This window comes from Williamsia sp. CHRR-6 (genome assembly GCF_018474015.1).
GTDB lineage: Bacteria > Actinomycetota > Actinomycetes > Mycobacteriales > Mycobacteriaceae > Williamsia_A.
Genome location: NZ_JAHCSG010000006.1, coordinates 97,398 through 115,392, shown reverse-complemented (window position 1 = coordinate 115,392; position 17,995 = coordinate 97,398). Strand labels below are relative to the sequence as shown.

Below are 17,995 nucleotides of genomic sequence, written 5' to 3'. Positions count from 1 at the left end.
CGTGCTCACGCCTGGTCGTCCTCGTCGTCGAACTCCCCCGCCGACGCCGACGACAGCTCGCGCTCATCGCCGTCGTCAGGTCCAGACGCGAAACCGCCTGGCACATAACCCATGTCGATGTCGTCGCTGTGCACCCGCCGCGCCGAGCGCGCCACCTTGCGTTCGGCCGCACCGATACGTTCGGTGCGGTCGAGGCGAATGTCGGTGCCACGACCGGTGATCGGGACGACATCGCCGGTGGGCAGCTGAGGCTCCCAGTCGAAGGTCACGTCACCGATGGTGACCGGCGCCCCGGGGGTGGCACCCTGCTTGACCAACTCGTCCTCGACGCCGAGACGGTTGAGTCGATCGGCCAGGTAGCCGACGGCCTCGTCGTTGTCGAACGCGGTCTGGCGGATCCACCGTTCCGGCCGTTTACCGCGCACGATGAAACCACCAGGGTTGTTCGGGTCGGCGACCACGGTGAAGCCGGTGTCGTCGACGGCCTTGGGCCGGATGACAGCGCGCCGCGGCGGTGGTGGCGGGTTCTCGGTCCGATGCCTACGCACCAGCTCGGCCAGCGCGAACGTCAACTCTTTGAGTCCCGCGCGACTGACCGCCGAGATCGCGTACACCGGCCAGCCACGCTCGGTCAGCTCGGGGGTGACCAGCTCGACGAGGTCGGCGGCGTCGGGTACGTCGATCTTGTTGAGGATGACAACGCGGGGTCGGCTGGAGAGGTCGGCCAGACCATGCTCTGCACTCAATGCCGGTGTGTACGCTGCCAATTCGGCCTCCAGCGCGTCGATGTCCGACAGCGGGTCACGACCGGGATCCAGGGTCGCACAGTCGACCACGTGCGCCAGCACCGCGCAGCGTTCCAGGTGACGTAGGAAGTCCAGCCCGAGTCCTTTGCCTGCTGAGGCGCCCGGGATCAGCCCTGGGACATCGGCCACGGTGAACACGTCGGCGCCCGCGGTGACCACACCCAGGTTGGGGACCAGGGTGGTGAACGGATAGTCGGCGATCTTCGGTTTGGCCGCCGAGAGCACCGACACCAGCGAGGACTTACCCGCCGAGGGAAACCCCACGAGCCCGACGTCGGCGACTGATTTCAGTTCCAGGACGAGCTCGTTGACCTCACCCTCCTCGCCCAGCAGCGCGAACCCGGGGGCCCTGCGCGCGCGAGATGCCAAGGCCGCGTTCCCCAGTCCCCCACGTCCACCAGTGGCCGCAACGAACTCGGTGCCCGCGCCGACGAGGTCGGCCAGCAGCCGACCGTCCTTGTCGAGAACCACGGTTCCGTCGGGAACCGGGAGCACCAGATGCTCGCCGTCGGCGCCGTCGCGGTTGGATCCTGCGCCCGGTTTGCCGTTGCCTGCACGGGCGTGGGGGCGGAAATGGAAGTCGAGCAGTGTGTGAACCTGCGGATCGACCACCAGGGTGACGCTGCCACCGTTACCGCCGTTGCCGCCGTCGGGCCCTCCGAGGGGTTTGAACTTCTCGCGCCGCACTGACGAGCAGCCGTGACCGCCGTTGCCCGCCGTGGCGTGAATCGTCACGCGGTCGACGAATCTCGACATGTCAGCCTTCCTCGAAAGGATCGGTGAAAAAAACACAGGAGGCGGGTCGGGTATGTGGTCACCCGGCCCGCCTCCTGTGGAGGTTGAAGCGTGGTCATGAACGCCCGAGGCGTCCACGAGCTCGTAGCGAACTCGCCGCGCGGTCAGGCCTGCGCGGGCTCGGCAACGATGTTGACGGTCTTGCGGCCACGCTTGGTGCCGAACTCCACCGCACCGGCCGACAGGGCGAACAGGGTGTCGTCGCCGCCGCGGCCAACGTTCACGCCCGGGTGGAAGTGGGTGCCACGCTGGCGGACCAAGATCTCACCGGCGCTGACCTGCTGGCCACCGAAACGCTTGACGCCGAGCCGTTGTGCGTTGGAATCGCGACCGTTGCGCGAGCTGGACGCACCCTTCTTGTGTGCCATGTCGTGTCTCCTCGTTCAGAAGTGGAAAAGGTGAGGGCGTCGGACTACTTGATCCCGGTGACCTTGAGGACCGTCAGCTTCTGACGGTGGCCCTGACGCTTGTGGTAGCCGGTCTTGTTCTTGAACTTGTGGATCTTGATCTTCGGGCCCTTGACGTGCTCGACGACCTCACCGGTGACCGACTTCTTCGCCAGTGCGGCGGCGTCGGTGGTGAGGGTGGAGCCATCCACGACCAGGGTGACCGGCAGGGTCACGGTGGCGCCGACGACACCGTCGATCTTCTCGACCTTCACCAGGTCGCCCTCAGCGACCTTGTACTGCTTACCGCCGGTCTTGACGATCGCGTACGTTGCCATTCGGCCTTACCTCTTACTGTCTCGTCTCGTGCGCGCCCGCGCGGGTGCGCTGGCGGTGCTACTTCTCGTGTGCGCGTCGTGACAGCGGTGTTCTCGGCGGAGAACACGGCATCAGTAGACGCTGTGGGTCGGGCCCGGCAACCGGGAACGCCCTTGCCTCGACGGGCCGAGACGCCGTGAAGGCAGCCTCGAGCATCGTCATGTGGCGACCGACCAAGGTTACGGGAGTGTCGTTCTCCAGGTCAAACTGCGAGAACCCGCTGGTCGCACCCGGTAGGCCGCCCCGTCGGCCCGGCTTGTGGAATCGACCGGGCAGGCCACCGGGTTGCCGCTCAGTCCTCGACCGGAGGGCCGGCAGGCCGTCCGGCTGCGCGACGACGCGGCCGCCGCCGAACCGCCACCACTGACTCGTCGACCGTCACCCCAGTGGAAGCACTCGCGCCCGCGCCGACAGTGGTGACCGGTGGACCGCTCGATACGACTGCGGCCACCGCCTCTACGGTGCCCGCCACGGCAACGGCGGCAACCGGAGCCGCCGCCGGTCGACGTGCGGCTCGGCGACGCCGCGGCCGGGTGGCAGCCCCACTCGTCGATTCCTCGGTGGGTGGGGCCTCGGTGGGTGCGACCGCGTCGGTCTCGGAGGTCCGCACCCCTGCGGACGCGTCGTTGACCGCACTGCGCCCAGCTTCGGCCTGCCGACCACCGGTGTCCGGAGCATCGGCCCGGGGAGTCTCGCCGACCGGGGTCACGGTCTCGGGAGCCTCCACGTCGGCAACCTCGGTCATCGGGGCGTCGGTGGTCGGGGCCTCGGTGGTCGGGGCCTCGGTGGTCGGGGCCTCGGTGGCGGAGGGCTCGGCCGTCTGGGCGTCGATGCCGGCTGCGTCGTGGTCGTGGCTTGCCATCGCACGGAACATCGGGTGTTCGGCGGGACTGTGGGCCGACTTGGTCTCGGCTGCGTTGTCGCCCTTGCGTTTTCCACCCCGCCGCGCTCGCTTGCCACCTTCGGCGCGTGGCGCCTCCTCGGCAGGGCGCACCTCTACCGGAGTGGCGTGCACGATGATCCCGCGACCGTTGCAGTGCGAGCAGGGCGAGGAGAACGCTTCCAGCAGGCCGGTTCCCAGCCGTTTACGGGTCATCTGGACCAGTCCGAGGGAGGTCACCTCCGACACCTGGTGGCGCGTCCGGTCTCGCGACAGCGCCTCGGTGAGTCGGCGCAGCACCAGGTCGCGATTCGACTCGAGCACCATGTCGATGAAGTCGACGATGATCATGCCGCCGATGTCGCGCAGACGCATCTGCCGAACGATCTCCTCGGCCGCCTCCAGGTTGTTGCGAGTGACGGTCTCCTCGAGGTTGCCGCCTGAGCCGGTGAACTTGCCGGTGTTCACGTCCACCACCGTCATCGCCTCGGTGTGTTCGATGATCAAGGTGCCTCCGGAGGGCAACCACACCTTGCGATCGAGCGCCTTGGCCAGTTGCTCGTCGACCCGGTGCACCACGAACGAGTCCGGTGCGTCAGCGTGCGGGCGTTCGAACCGCTCCAACCGCTCCACGAGATCCGGTGCCACCGCCTCGACGTAGTCGTGCACCTGCCGCCAAGCGGTGTCGCCATCGATGACCAGCCGGGAGAAGTCCTCGTTGAACAGATCGCGGACCACCTTCACCAGCAGATCAGGCTCGGAGTAGAGCACCTGCGGCGACGTACCCTTGCCCGAGCCGGCACCGGCGACGGTCTGCTCGATCTGCTCCCACTGCGCCTTGAGCCGATCGATGTCAGCTGACAACTCCTCGGCACTCACACCTTCGGAGGCCGTCCGGATGATCACACCGGCGTCATCGGGCACCAGCTTCGACAGGATCTGCTTGAGGCGGCGACGCTCGACGTCGGGGAGCTTGCGACTGATCCCGGTCGACGATCCACCCGGCACGTAGACCAGGTAGCGGCCGGCCAGCGAGATCTGCGTGGTCAAGCGAGCACCCTTGTGACCCACGGGGTCCTTGTTGACCTGCACCACCACCGGGTCACCGGGCTTGAGGGCCTGTTCGATCTTGCGACTGCCGCCGTCGAGTCCGGCGGCATCCCAGTTCACCTCACCGGCGTAGAGCACGCCGTTGCGGCCGCGACCGATGTCGACGAATGCGGCCTCCATGCCCGGCAGCACGTTCTGCACGCGCCCCAGGAAAATGTTGCCCACCAGCGACGACGAGGTCGACGTGGTGACGAAATGTTCGACCAGCACACCGTCTTCGAGGACCGCGACCTGCGTGTAGTCCTCGGTGACACCCTCGGCGTCATCGGACAGACGCGCATTGGCGGCGCGCTCGCGCACCACCATCACCCGGTTGACGGCCTCACGCCGGGCCAAGAACTCCGACTCGGTGAGGATCGGCGGACGACGACGTCCGGCATCACGACCGTCACGGCGACGCTGACGTTTGGCCTCGAGGCGGGTGGAGCCGGAGATCCCCTGAACCTCATCGCGATCGCGTTCACGGGTCCGCGACTTGGCCCGTGGCTCACGTTCGTGGACCACGGTGTTGGGCGGATCGTCACCGCCGGCGGTGTCCTCGGCATCGGACCCACCGCGGCGACGACGCCGACGCCGACGCCGACGAGTGCCGGTTCCCGACTCGTCGTCGTCAGAATCGTCGCCCGCATCGGCATCGCCATCGCTCGCGGACTCCGAGGCGGCGTCCTCGGCGGCGGTCTGCTCATCGTCGCCGTCGGACTTCTTCGACGCCTTCTTCCTGCCTGCCTGCTCCTCTGAGGGCTCGTCGCCGTCCAGCGGCCCTGCCTCGGGCTCACCTGACTCGTCGCTGCCTTGCGCGTCGGTCTGGTCACCGCGGCCACGGCCCCGGCCACGACGTCCCCGACGTCGACGGCGAGAGCCGCCGCCGGACTCTGAGTCGTCGTCGGTCCCCTGCTCGCCGGAGTTCAGTTCGGTGTCGCCCGACTCGGTGGTGCCCGATGCTGCGCTGTCCGACTCTGTGGTCTGCGACTCGGCAGCGTTGGACACACCGGTCGCGGTGGTGTCCGCCTCGGTGGTCTCGGGGGCCGTCGATGTCACTGCACCGGTCGACGCCGGTTCGGAGTCAACCGACTCCGCATCTGAGGTGTCGACCGCCTTCTTGGTGCCACGACGCCGACCGGGTTCCCGGCGCGGCTCCTCCGGTACCTGCGGCTGCAAGAACAACGGCGTCTGGGCGGCCGAGTCGGTCGCGCTCACCGCGGGCTCCTCGACGACGATGGCCGAGAAAAGGGAGGTCTGCGGAGCCGGTGCGGCGGCCTGCTCTGCAGGCGCGCTCGACGTCGGCGCGGTCGAATCGTCGACCTCGGGGCCGGTTTCAGCCTGCTCGACTAGTCGACCCTGGACCGAGACTGCGGCACTGCGATCGATGCTCGACTGTGGGCTGCGCGCGGCGACGCCCAGCTCGCCGAGGACGGCCAGCACTTCCTTGCTGCTGATGCCGAGCATGCGCGCCAAGGCATGTACCCGCATCTTGTGGGGGAATTCCTGTGGGGAGACGATCCCGTTCTGGTGTTCCTCGGCGACCTCGTCTGTGGTCGGTTCCTGTTCACGATCGTTGCTGTCGGACACGTGGTCTCCTAGGAGCCCCCGGGCGCATCACGTCGACGCGGCCTCACGAGGGCTGATCTTGTGTGTCGAGACGCATGCGCCCCGATTTGTGTGGTCTCGCGGTGCCCGACGTCGGTTGTGCCGTTGACGGACCACGCCTGATGGCTGATGGCTGACCCGGTGGTCCAAGAGATCCACACCGCAGAGAGCGCCGTTGTGATCGACGCTGCCACGCCAGGTGTGCTCGACGCCGTCGCGTTGTTGTGATCAACGCACAGACGGGGACCGTGAAGCCGGTTGGTCATCGTGATCGCCGACGACATGTCGACGGCGACTCCTGCGAGTATCCCACACACATCGCGCGGCGCCGCGCACTGCGTCATTGGCGTCGGTTTCGCGCCCCGGTCACCGATCGCACGGCATCGGCCACGACCGCAAACGACAGCGCCCGCCGAAGCGATGACGACACCGCTGCGACGGGCGAGGACCGGCGGTGGTGCCGATCAGCTGGACGGGTGAACACCGGCCGCATGAGATCGGGCCGGTGAGATCGGGCCCGGTGGACCGATTCAGCCCAACGAGGGGAACCAGAGCGCGATCTCGCGGGCGGCGGACTCGGGCGAGTCCGAACCGTGCACCAGGTTGTTCTGAGTGCTCAGTGCGAGGTCGGCGCGGATCGATCCCGGGACTGCCTTCTCGACCGGATCGGTGCCGCCGGCGAGCTGTCGGAACGCCGCCACAGCGCGATCGCCTTCGAGGACCGCCGCCACCAGCGGGCCGGAGGTGATGAACTCCAGCAGCGACGGGTAGAAGGGTTTGCCCTCGTGCTCGGCGTAGTGGCCCCGCGCGACGTCGTCGGTGGGGGTGCGTAGCTCCATCGCCACCAGCGACAGACCCTTGCGTTCGATTCGGTTGATGATTTCTCCGACCAGTCCGCGGGCGACGCCGTCGGGCTTGATCAGGACAAGAGTGCGTTCGGTCACGCGCCACACAGTAGCCGACCGCATCGCCGGGGAATCGGGTGCGCAGGCGTCGGCACCGCGCGCTGCTGGCGACCGGTCAGTCGCAGTAGCTGCCCTCGACCGCGAAGAAGCCGTAGTCGAAGAGTCGACCGGCGGCCGGACGCGGGTCGATGACGATCTGCAGACAGCCACCGGGTGAGGCCAGGGCCGAGTCGACGGTGGCGTCGAACCGCGCCGCGAACGCGAGGTTGGCGGCCCGGAACTGCGGGGGCACCGGCAGGGATGCGATGAACTGGGCGACGTTCATCTGTCGGGCGCGTCGCGTCAGGTCATGGGTGGCCAGGTAGCCGAACTCCGAACCCGACACCGGGGCGGGCGCCCCGGCCAGGGGCGTCGACAGTGACGGCGGCGCGGTGTTGATCGCCGGGCTACCCGGAGCGACCGGGGTCACGACAGTGGGAACCGGGATCGTGGCGAGGGCACCAGGTGGCGGGACCGCGGGCGTCGGCGCGGCCGTGGCGACTGCGGACGTGCCCGTGGACATGATCCCGATCGCAAGCGCAGCGGCGAGGACGGTGCGGGAACGCGACATGAAGTGATTCAGCCTCTCGGTGACGGAACACACCTGGCCCGGCGTGACGCACAGAACACTAGTCGACGATGGGCTGCTGACCCGGCAGCTGGCCGCGGGCCATGCGCTGCTCCACGTCACGCTTGATGTAGGCGATGTAGATCCACACCAGACCGAAGATCACCCCCACCACAGCGATCGACCAATGGAACAGTCCCCCGACCAGCACCACCACCTGCAGACCCAGGTCGAACTGCAGCGCCCAGGACCGCCCCTGCATCCCCGCGCCCAGCACCATCGCCAGGGTGACCACGATCAGAAAGCCACCCGAGGCCCAGGTGAGTCCACCACCCACTTTGGCCACGATGGGCAGCGCCAACAGGATCACGATCGCCTCCAGCACAAGGGTTCCCGCCATCACCCCGCGCAGACCCTTCCACGGGTCGTTGGCCGGCGGGGTGAACCGCTGCGCTCCGGGTGATCCGGTGTCTCCGCGTGCTCCGGTCATGCCGGTTCCTTTCCGAACAGTGTGCGGGCCGCGCCGGCGGTGACCACCGAGCCGGTGACCACCACTCCGGCCCCCGAGATCTGATCAAGGTCGTCACCAGAGTCCTCGGCGGCGACGATCGCGGCCTCGACGGCGTCGGGGAGCAACGGGTGCACCTCCACCCGATCGTCCCCGAAAATGGGACGGGCCAGATCGGCGAGCACCTCGGCGTCCAGCGCACGCGGGGAACCGTTGTCGGTCACCACGATCGCGTCCACGGCCGGCTCCAACGCGCCCAGGAAGCCGGCCGCGTCTTTGTCGCCAAGCATTCCGACCACCGCGATCAGCCGCCGGAAGTCGAACTCCTCGGCCAGGGCGGCGGCCAGAGCTCGCGCACCGTGCGGGTTGTGAGCCGCATCGAGGAACACCGTCGGTGCCGACCTCACCCGCTCCAGCCGGCCGGGAGATGTGGCGGCCGCGAAACCGGCACGCACGGCATCGGCATCGAGTTGGCGCTGGGCACCGGCCCCGAAGAACGCCTCGACGGCGGCCAGGGCCAGCGCTGCGTTGGCCGCCTGATGTGCCCCGTGCAGCGGCACGAAGATGTCCTCGTACACGCCACCGAGGCCTTGGATGGTCACCACCTGTCCGCCGACGGCCAGGCTGCGTTCGAGTACGCGGAACTCCGAATCCTGGCGGGCGACGAGCACCTCGGTCTCGGCGACCCTGGCCATCAGGACCGCCGCCGCCTCGGGATCCTGGGCGGCGAGGATCGCCACCGGATCCACCGGCACCAGGTCTTCGCGAGCCTTCTTGATGATCCCGGCCTTTTCGCCGGCGATCGCGGTGATCGTGTCACCGAGGTAGTCGGCGTGGTCCATGGCGATCGGGGTGATCACCGCGACCGACGGGTCGATGACGTTGGTGGCGTCCCAGGTGCCGCCCATCCCGGTCTCCACCACGGCCACATCCACCGGAGCCTCGGCGAACACCGCGTAGGCCATCGCCACCAACACCTCGAACTTGCTCATCCGAGGGCCACCGGCGGCCAGCGAGGAGTCGTCGACCATGGTGATGAACGGCTCGATGTCGCGGTAGGCCTCGACGTAACGGCGCGGGCTGATGGGCGTGTTGTCCACGGCGATGCGTTCGGTGGCCAACTGCAGGTGCGGACTGGTGATCCGACCGGTCCGACGATGCAACGCGGTCAGCAGCGAGTCGATCATCCGAGTCACCGATGTCTTACCGTTGGTACCGGCCACATGGATCGAGGCATACCCACGCTGAGGCGAGCCCAACAGATCCATCAGCGCGGTGATGCGATCCAGCGACGGCTCGATCTTGGTCTCGGGCCAGCGGGTGTCGAGTTCGGCCTCTACATCGGCGAACTCAGCCAGATCGGCAGCGGTAGGCCGATCCGGGGCCATCCCAGGTGCGCCGTCGTCGACGCTGGTCACGACTCACCGAGGGCAGCCAGCTTGGCTTGCAGCCGGGCCACCTCATCAGCGGCGATCTGTCGCCGGCCCTTGATCTTGTCCACCACCGCATCCGGCGCCTTGGCCAGGAACTGTTCATTGCCCAGTTTCGCCGACGTCTGCGCCAGCTCCTTCTCGGCTGCCGCGAGATCCTTTGCCGCGCGCCGCTTCTCGGCCTCGATGTCGACCGAACCCGAAGTGTCGATCTGGACGGTCACCGTGGCGGCACTCAACCGCACCTCCACGGTCGCGGTCGCCGCGAACCCCTCGGCAGGTGGGTCGAGGCGGGCCAGGAAGTCCACGTAGGGGCGCGCGTCGAGCAGGTCGGCGGCCCCGATCCCCTCCAGATGGGCCGCCACCCGCTGCGAATCCCGCAGACCTTGATCGCTACGGAACCGGCGCACCTCGGTGATCAGCTTCTGGGTGTCAGCGATCCGTTGTGCGGCAACGGTGTCGGGTGTTCGCCCGCTCACGGTCGGCCAGTCGGCGCGCACCACCGTGGGCCTGCCGGTGAGGCTGGTCCACAACACCTCGGTGACAAACGGCATGACCGGATGCAGCATCCGCAAGATGGCGTCGAGCACGGTGCCCAACACCACGGCCGTGGCGGCAGCGCGAGGCTCGTCGACGGTGCCGTCGGGGCGGGCAAAAACCTGCACCTTGGCCAATTCCAGATACCAGTCGCAGAACTCGTCGCGCGCAAAGTGATACAGCGCTTCGCACCCGCGCGCGAACTCGTAACTCTCGAAACCAGAGTCGGCGTCGGCGATCACCTCGTCGAGCCGACCGAGGATCCATCGGTCGGCGTCGGTCAACTGCTCGGGTTCGGGAAGGTCGCCGATGCGGGCCCCGTTCATCAACGCGAACTTGGTGGCGTTGAACAGTTTGGTGGCGAAATTGCGCGACGCCTCGGCGTGATCGTCTCCCACCGACAGGTCACCACCGGGGGTCGCGCCCCGCGCGAGGGTGAACCGCAGTGCGTCGGCGCCGTAGCGGTCCACCCAGTCCAACGGGTCGATGCCATTGCCTTTCGACTTCGACATCTTGCGCCCGTGCTCATCACGAACCAGGCCGTGCAGGAACAGGTCTCGGAACGGTACCGGTGCGTCGGGGCCGAGATCGGCGGCGACATAGGTCCCGAACATCATCATCCGCGCCACCCAGAAGAACAAGATGTCGTATCCGGTGACCAGCACGCTGGTCGGGTAGAACGTCCGCAGATCGGTCGTGTCCTCGGGCCACCCCATCGTCGAGAACGGCCACAACCCCGACGAGAACCAGGTGTCGAGCACATCGGGATCCTGCTCGTAGCCTGCGGGCGGCTCCTCCCCCGGTCCCACGCACACCACGTCACCGTCAGGGCCGTAGAAGATCGGGATCCGGTGTCCCCACCACAGCTGCCGCGAGATGCACCAATCGTGCATGTCATCGACCCACCCGAACCAGCGCGGCTCCATCGCCGCCGGATGAATGGTTGTCTGCCCGTTGCGGACTGCGTCGCCTGCGGCCTTGGCCAGCGTCTCCACGCGCACCCACCACTGCATGCTCAGGCGAGGTTCGATGGGTTCGCCGCTGCGCTCGGAGTGGCCGACGCTGTGCACGTAAGGCCGGACCTCCTTCACGATGCGCCCCTGCTCGGCCAGCGCCTCACGGATGGCGGTGCGGGCGACAAACCTGTCCATCCCGTCGAATCGTGTTCCGGTGCCTGTGATCTGGGCGGACGTGTCCATGATGGTCGGCATCGGCAGATTGTGGCGCTGGCCGATCGCGAAGTCGTTCGGGTCGTGGGCCGGGGTGATCTTCACTGCGCCGGAACCGAATTCGGGATCGACGTAATCGTCGGCGATCACCGGGATCATCCGATCGACGAACGGGTGGGTCAGCTCGGTACCCACCAGGTGGGCGTAGCGCTCGTCGTCGGGATGCACCGCGATCGCGGTGTCGCCCAACATCGTCTCCAGCCGCGTGGTGGCGACCACGATGTGTGGTCGGCTGTCGTCCATCGAGCCGTACCGGAAGCTGACCAGCTCACCCTCGACGTCGGAATACGACACCTCGATGTCGCTGATCGCGGTCTTGAGCACCGGCGACCAGTTGACCAGCCGCTCGGCCCGGTAGATCAACCCGTCGTCGTAGAGGCGTTTGAAGATGGTCTGCACCGCGTTCGACAGACCCTCGTCCATGGTGAACCGCTCACGCGACCAGTCGACGCTGTCGCCGAGTCGACGCATCTGGTCGCCGATGGTGCCGCCGGATTCGGCTTTCCACTGCCACACCCGCTCGATGAACTTCTCCCGGCCGAGGTCGTTTTTCGTGACCCCCTCGGCGACGAGGCTCTTCTCCACCAGCGACTGGGTGGCGATACCGGCGTGATCCATGCCCGGCAGCCACAGAACCTCATAGCCCTGCATACGGCGACGGCGGGCAAGCACATCCATCAGGGTGTGGTCGAGGGCGTGTCCCATGTGCAGCGAACCGGTGACGTTGGGCGGAGGCAACACGATCGAGTACGCGGGCTTGCCGCTGGTGGCGTCGGCGGTGAAGTAGCCACCGTCGATCCAGCTCTGGTAGAGGTCCGATTCGTGGTCGGCAGGATCCCAGGCCTTGGGCAGCGGAGTGGTCACCACCCGATTCTAGGTAACGCCGGTGGCGCGACGGTGCGCGGGAACTGCCGCGATGGCACCGTCAGCGGCCGGCGGCCGCGGTGCGCAGCCGATGTAGGTCTTCGGGGGCGTTGACGTTGGTCAGCCACTCGGGGGTGCTGATGGCCACCCGGTTGGTGGTCAGCGAGTCCACCGCGGCCAACATCCGGCGCTCACCGGTGGCAGCGAGATCCCGGATGCGTCGGGCACACGACGTGCGGTACACGCCCGCGAACGGGTGCACCCGATGGGTGTCGACGGCGATGGCCGCGTCGTCGCCTGCCCGCAGACCGACCAGCAACTCGTCGACGATCATCGCTGAGATCAGTGGCATGTCGGTGGCACAGACGAATGCGATCTCGTGGCCGGCGGCTGCGGCGTCGGCCAGCCCGGCGGCCAGGGCGCCCAGTGGACCTGCTCCGGCCTGTTCGTCGGTCACCCAGTGCGCCTCGGGGCCACCGGTGCCCTTGAGTGTCCGGTAGGCAGGTGACGAGGCGGCCGCGACGACCGCGATGGGCTGGCACCGGCCCGAGAGCTGCCCGACGATCCGGGCGAGCATCGGCTCGCCGTTCCAGTCCAGTCCCGCCTTGTCCGAGCCCATCCGCCGGGACGCTCCACCGGCCAGCACAACGCCTGCAACATCAGTCATCGCCCAAGTTTGCGTGACGCGACACCGGCGCGGGGCCACTATGGAGGAATGGCATCAACCGAATCCGACCGCGGCAACGCCGAATCGAGCGGCCGACCGTCGCACGAACCCCACCCGGCGACCGGAACCGCCGTCGAGGAACCGACCCGCAACGTCGTCACCCACCCCAAGTCCTACGCCGCCGGTGTGCCCGCAGTCCTGGTGTCGATGCAACGTGGGTTCACCCAGATGGGACCGATGCGCACCGCCAAGACGCTGCTGGCACTGAACCAGCGTGACGGTTTCGACTGCCCCGGCTGCGCATGGCCGGAGAAACCGGGTGGCCGCAAACACGCCGAATTCTGCGAGAACGGCGCCAAAGCCGTTGCCGAGGAGGCGACCAAGCGCACCGTCACCCCGGAGTTCTTCGCCGCCAACAGCGTCGAATCGTTGCGACACCAGTCCGAGTACTGGCTCTCACAGCAGGGACGTCTCACCCACCCGATGGTGCTGCGCCCCGGTGACACCCACTACCAGCCCATCGAGTGGGACGCCGCATATCGGCTCATCGCCGATGAGCTCAACGGCCTGGACTCCCCCGACGAGGCGGTCTTCTACACCTCGGGACGCACCAGCAACGAGGCCGCCTTCGTCTACCAGCTCTTCGCGCGCAGCCTGGGCACCAACAACCTGCCCGACTGTTCCAACATGTGTCACGAGTCGTCGGGGCACGCACTGTCCACCCAGATCGGGATCGGCAAGGGCTCGGTGTCGGTGCTCGACATCATCGACTCCGACCTCATCGTGATCGCCGGGCAGAACCCTGGCACCAACCACCCCCGCATGCTCTCGATCCTCGAGGAGGCAAAGCGCACGGGCGCCGCCATCGTCGCGATCAACCCGCTCCCCGAAGCCGGTTTGCTGCGGTTCAAGGATCCCCAACGCGTCAACGGCGTGCTGGGTAAGGGCATCACGATGGCCGACGAGTTCTTGCAGATCCGCCTCGGCGGCGACATGGCCCTGTTCCGCGGCCTGGCGGCACTGCTGCTTCGTGCCGAGAAGGCCGCCCCGGGAACGGTGTTCGACCACGAGTTCCTCGAACGACACTGCGACGGGGTGGATGAGTACCTTGCGTCGCTGGCCGATGTCGACTTCGAGGAGATCCTCACCGCCACCGGCCTGTCGATGCAACAGATCGATGATCTCGCCGATCGCTGGATCTCCTCGCAACGCATCATCGTGTGTTGGGCCATGGGTCTGACCCAGCACGCTCACGCCGTGGCCACCATCGAAGAGGTGACCAACACCCTGCTGTTGCGCGGGATGATCGGGAAACCCGGAGCCGGGGTGTGCCCGGTGCGCGGTCACTCCAACGTCCAGGGCGACCGCACCATGGGCGTCTGGGAGCAGATGCCCGAATCCTTCCACTCGGCAATCGATTCCGAGTTCGGCATCACCACTACGCGCACCCACGGTTTCGATGTCGTCGACAGCATCCGAGCGATGCGCGACGGCAAGGCGAAGGTGTTCATGGCCATGGGAGGCAACTTCGTCTCCGCCACGCCCGACACCGAGGCGACGCGCGCAGCCCTGGGTGGCTGCCGGCTGACGGTGCAGGTCAGTACCAAACTCAACGCCTCTCACCTGTACGGCGGCCGCACCGCGCTCATCCTGCCCACGCTGGGTCGCACCGACACCGATGTGCGGGGTGGCGTGAAACAGAAGGTGACGGTGGAAGATTCGATGGGGGCAGTGCACCTGTCGCGGGGTTCGCTGCCGCCGGCGAGCGATCAGCTGCGCAGCGAGGTCGGCATCGTCTGCGAGCTCGCGGCCACCGTGTTCGGGGCCGAGCACCCGGTCGACTGGTCGGCGATGGCCGCCGACTACGACACCATCCGCGACCACATCGCACGGGTGATCCCCGGCTTCGCCGACTTCAACACCAAAGTCCGCGCACCCGATGGCTTCCTGCTGCCTCACCCACCACGCGACCGACGCGAGTTCGGCACCACGACCGGCAAGGCCCGCCTGCGCACCAACCCACTGACCTGGCTTCCGGTGCCCTCAGATCGGCTGATCCTGCAGACCCTACGCAGCCACGACCAGTACAACACCACCATCTACGGTCACGATGACCGCTACCGCGGCATCACAGGCAATCGTCGCGTCGTGATGGTCAACCCCGACGACATCACCGCGTTCGGACTCCATGAGGGACAGTCGGTCTCGCTCGTCTCGGAGTTCCGGGCGGCCGACGGCCGAATGGAGGAACGCCGGGTGGATGACTTCACCGTGGTCGGGTACCCGACACCACGCGGCAACGCCGCCGCCTACTACCCGGAGACCAACCCACTGGTGCCGTTGGACCATGTGGCGGCCAAGTCGAACACGCCGGTCTCCAAGGCCGTGACCATCCGCATCGAACCCCGATCCTGATGGGGCGCAGGACGACTCGGGTCCGGGTCCGCAGGATTCGCGATGGCGGCGTATCCGACCGACCCGACACCCTCGCGGTCGAGGAGCCCCTGGAGATCCAAGTGGGTGGCGTCACCGTCACCACCACCATGCGCACGCCGGGTGCCGACATGGACCTGGTGCGGGGATTCCTGTTGTCCGAGGGCATCATCGCCCATCGAGACGACATCGCCGAGATCCGGTACTGCGACGGCGTGGACGCCTCCGGCGCCAACACCTACAACCTCGTCGACGTCACGTGGACCCCCGGACGCGAGCGTCCGGTTCGTCCCCGCACCACCACGACCACATCGGCGTGCGGGGTGTGCGGTACCGCGAGCATCGACGCGCTGAGCACCACCGCCACCTACGCCGTCGGGGGCGACGAGACCACCCTCACTCCGGCTGCGGTGAGCGCCATGGCAGATCAGATGAGAAACGCGCAGAACGATTTCGCCCGGACCGGCGGAACCCACGGCGCTGCGCTGTTCGATCTCGCGGGCACGCTGCTCGCCGTCCGGGAAGACGTCGGTCGCCACAATGCGGTCGACAAGGTACTCGGGTGGGCTCTGGGCCAGGACCGAGTACCGTTGCGCGCCACGGTGATGATGGTGTCGAGCCGCGCCTCGTTCGAACTGGTGCAGAAGTGCGCGGTGGCCGGTGTCCCGATCATGGCCGCGGTCTCAGCGCCGTCGTCGTTGGCGGTGCAGGCCGGTGAGACCCTTGGGGTGACGGTCGTCGGTTTCCTACGGGGAGCCTCGATGAACGTCTACAGCCACCACCACCGCATCGACGTGTCGGCTCAGTCGGGGTCCCCTGGCGGCGCGATGTCCCCCGAACCGCCGAGGATGGCCGGCAGCGGCACCGATTCGCCTAGAACATGATGGGCGAGAAACGATTCCACGACCTGGTACCAGACGGTGGCGTGCTGCGGTTTGAGAATCCAGTGGTTCTCGTCGGGGAAGTAGAGAAACCGGTGCTCGGTGGTTCCGTCGTCGGCCGCAGGCAATCCCGACTCCGCCAGCAGCTCGTACCACAGCCGTAGCCCTTCGCCGATGGGCACGCGATAGTCCTTGTCACCGTGGATCACCAGCATGGGAGTCCTGATGTCGGCCACGAAGAGGTGCGGCGAGTTGGCCACCGCCATCTCCGGTGTCATCTCACGCGCCCAGTAATAGGAAGCGTCGGTGGTGGGTCCGAATGAATCGAGCGCCCACAAACTGGCGTGAGTGACGATCGCCTTGAACCGGTCGGTGTGGCCGGCCACCCAGTTGGCCATGTAGCCACCGAACGAGCCGCCCATCGCGGCGGTTCGCTCGGCATCGATCCGAGGGTCTGCGACCACGGCGTCGGTGATGGCCATCAGATCGGTGAACGGCTCGGCACCCCAACGGCCCCAGCCCCGTTCGATGAAGTCCTGGCCGTAGCCGGTGGACAGAGCCGGGTCGGGCAAGAGGACCGCATAGCCCTTGGCGACCATCAGCCACGGGGTCCATCGCCACGACCACGCATTCCACGAGCCCAGCGGTCCGCCATGGATCCACAGCAACAGCGGGACCGGAGCGTCGGAAGATGCATGGTCGGGCAACACCAACCAGCCACGTACGGTCGTCCCGTCGGCCGCCTGGGCCACGACGTCCTCGACCGCCCCGGGCACCTCGGGCAGCGAGACCGGGTTGTCGAGCACAGTGACCGCGCCGGTGGCGATGTCGATCGAGACGATGTGGGGCGGTTGCGCGATAGCTGATCGGACGGCGAACAGCGTTGCGCCATCTGGGTGGACCACGACGCTGCTGTAAGCGTGGTCACCGGAGGTGATGGCGCGCACCGCCCCGGACTCGGCGACGTCGAAGATGTGTGCGCGTCCGTTGTCGTCGGCGGTGACGATCAGCGACGTGCCGTCGGCTGACCATGCCACGCTGCTGGGCCAACGATCCCAGTCACCGGCCCACTCGGTTCGGTCACCGCCGGCTGCGTCGCAGACCCCCAGGGTCATCCGCGGCGCGTGATCGGGGCTGGAGATCGATTCTCGGATGAACGCCACACGGGTGGCGTCCGGGGACACGATCGGAGCGCCGTACTCGGCGTCGTCGGTGTCGACGAGAACGGTGCGCGCGCCCGTGCCCAGGTCCACGCGCACCAGGGTGCTCCGCTGAGCGGCCAGCGGGGCACCGACGGTCCAGGTGACCACGGCAAACGATCCGTCCGGCGACACCGCGACCTGCGACTCGCGCAGGGCCACACCAGGATCGGCCAGCAGTGATGTCGCCGTGGGATCGGTCTCGGCCTGCGGATACACCGAGAACAGATGCGTGCGGTCCGGACCGATGTCGTGGTCCCAGTACCGAACCGGATAGCTGTCGTGCAGGATCGCGGTCACCGACGTCTTCGAACGGTCTGCGCGGATCGCGGCGTCTCGGTCGGGTGATCCACCGAGGACATCGCCCAGAGCCAGTACGCGCGGCGCGCTCGATGCGGCGGCCAACGACCCGAATCCGCCGGGCCGGGTCAGCACGCAGCGACCCTCACCGACCGCCGGAAGTTGCCACAGCGCAGTCGCTTTGGCATCGGAGTGATCGGAGTCGGCCCCGGCCGCCGGCGTGGTCGATGTGCGCAGGAACCACAATGCGCCGTCGCCGTCGAACACCGGGCCGGTGGCACTGTCGGTCCCCTGGGTGAGCTGCACTGCCGACGTCGAGCCGGTCGGATCGATCTGCCACAGCGATGTGACGTAACCGGTCTTCTTCTCGTTCAGTGCGGAGACTTCGGCAACCAAGCGCGACCCATCCGGCGAACCGGTCAGAGAGGTGATCCGAGACAGGGCGACGAACTCGGCGAGGTCGGTGAACACGTTGTGGGGCAATCGGTTTCTC

The 17,995-nt window shown here is 67.6% G+C and carries 13 protein-coding genes; 2 read left to right on the top strand and 11 right to left on the bottom strand.

What is annotated here, in order from left to right:
• Positions 1-5: 5 nt before the first annotated feature.
• The 10 genes from obgE to KIK15_RS16225 form a co-directional block, all read right to left on the bottom strand.
• Positions 6-1,562 carry a GTPase ObgE gene (gene obgE / locus KIK15_RS16270; RefSeq protein ID WP_214245773.1) on the bottom strand — a complete coding sequence of 519 codons (1,557 nt, stop codon included), beginning with the start codon at positions 1,560-1,562 and terminating at the stop codon, positions 6-8.
• A 143-nt stretch (positions 1,563-1,705) separates the two neighbouring features.
• On the bottom strand, positions 1,706-1,969 hold the full coding sequence (gene rpmA / locus KIK15_RS16265) for a 50S ribosomal protein L27 (protein WP_214245772.1): 264 nt from the start codon (positions 1,967-1,969) through the stop codon (positions 1,706-1,708).
• 44 nt (positions 1,970-2,013) lie between these two features.
• Complete coding sequence (gene rplU / locus KIK15_RS16260; RefSeq protein ID WP_214245771.1) at positions 2,014-2,325, bottom strand: 50S ribosomal protein L21; 312 nt, start codon at positions 2,323-2,325, stop codon at positions 2,014-2,016.
• 332 nt (positions 2,326-2,657) lie between these two features.
• Complete coding sequence (locus tag KIK15_RS16255) at positions 2,658-5,924, bottom strand: translation initiation factor IF-2 N-terminal domain-containing protein (RefSeq protein WP_374222870.1); 3,267 nt, start codon at positions 5,922-5,924, stop codon at positions 2,658-2,660.
• Positions 5,925-6,472: 548 nt separating this feature from the next.
• A complete protein-coding gene (gene ndk / locus KIK15_RS16250) occupies positions 6,473-6,886 on the bottom strand; it encodes a nucleoside-diphosphate kinase (RefSeq protein ID WP_214245770.1) in 414 nt (137 codons plus the stop codon).
• A gap of 76 nt (positions 6,887-6,962) precedes the next feature.
• Complete coding sequence (locus KIK15_RS16245; protein ID WP_214245769.1) at positions 6,963-7,457, bottom strand: hypothetical protein; 495 nt, start codon at positions 7,455-7,457, stop codon at positions 6,963-6,965.
• 58 nt (positions 7,458-7,515) lie between these two features.
• Entirely contained in the window at positions 7,516-7,944 is a 429-nt protein-coding gene (locus KIK15_RS16240; RefSeq protein WP_214245768.1) for a DUF4233 domain-containing protein, read from the bottom strand.
• A complete protein-coding gene (locus tag KIK15_RS16235; protein ID WP_214245861.1) occupies positions 7,941-9,350 on the bottom strand; it encodes a folylpolyglutamate synthase/dihydrofolate synthase family protein in 1,410 nt (469 codons plus the stop codon). The genes KIK15_RS16240 and KIK15_RS16235 overlap by 4 nt, the downstream gene beginning before the upstream one ends.
• Positions 9,351-9,376: 26 nt before the next feature.
• Positions 9,377-12,022: a valine--tRNA ligase gene (locus tag KIK15_RS16230; protein ID WP_307851938.1), complete on the bottom strand. Its 2,646-nt coding sequence runs from the start codon at positions 12,020-12,022 to the stop codon at positions 9,377-9,379.
• A gap of 61 nt (positions 12,023-12,083) precedes the next feature.
• The gene (locus KIK15_RS16225; RefSeq protein WP_214245766.1) at positions 12,084-12,689 is read right to left on the bottom strand and encodes a molybdenum cofactor guanylyltransferase; all 606 of its coding nucleotides are present in this window, start codon (positions 12,687-12,689) and stop codon (positions 12,084-12,086) included.
• A gap of 48 nt (positions 12,690-12,737) precedes the next feature.
• On the opposite strand from KIK15_RS16225, the gene KIK15_RS16220 reads away from it, so the two are divergent.
• Positions 12,738-15,104, top strand: coding sequence for an FdhF/YdeP family oxidoreductase (locus tag KIK15_RS16220; RefSeq protein WP_214245765.1), 2,367 nt, complete (start codon positions 12,738-12,740; stop codon positions 15,102-15,104).
• On the top strand, positions 15,104-16,006 hold the full coding sequence (fdhD, locus tag KIK15_RS16215; protein ID WP_214245764.1) for a formate dehydrogenase accessory sulfurtransferase FdhD: 903 nt from the start codon (positions 15,104-15,106) through the stop codon (positions 16,004-16,006). The genes KIK15_RS16220 and fdhD overlap by 1 nt, the downstream gene beginning before the upstream one ends.
• Here fdhD and KIK15_RS16210 read toward each other — a convergent pair.
• A complete protein-coding gene (locus tag KIK15_RS16210; protein ID WP_214245763.1) occupies positions 15,925-17,985 on the bottom strand; it encodes a S9 family peptidase in 2,061 nt (686 codons plus the stop codon). The genes fdhD and KIK15_RS16210 overlap by 82 nt on opposite strands.
• Positions 17,986-17,995 lie beyond the last annotated feature (10 nt).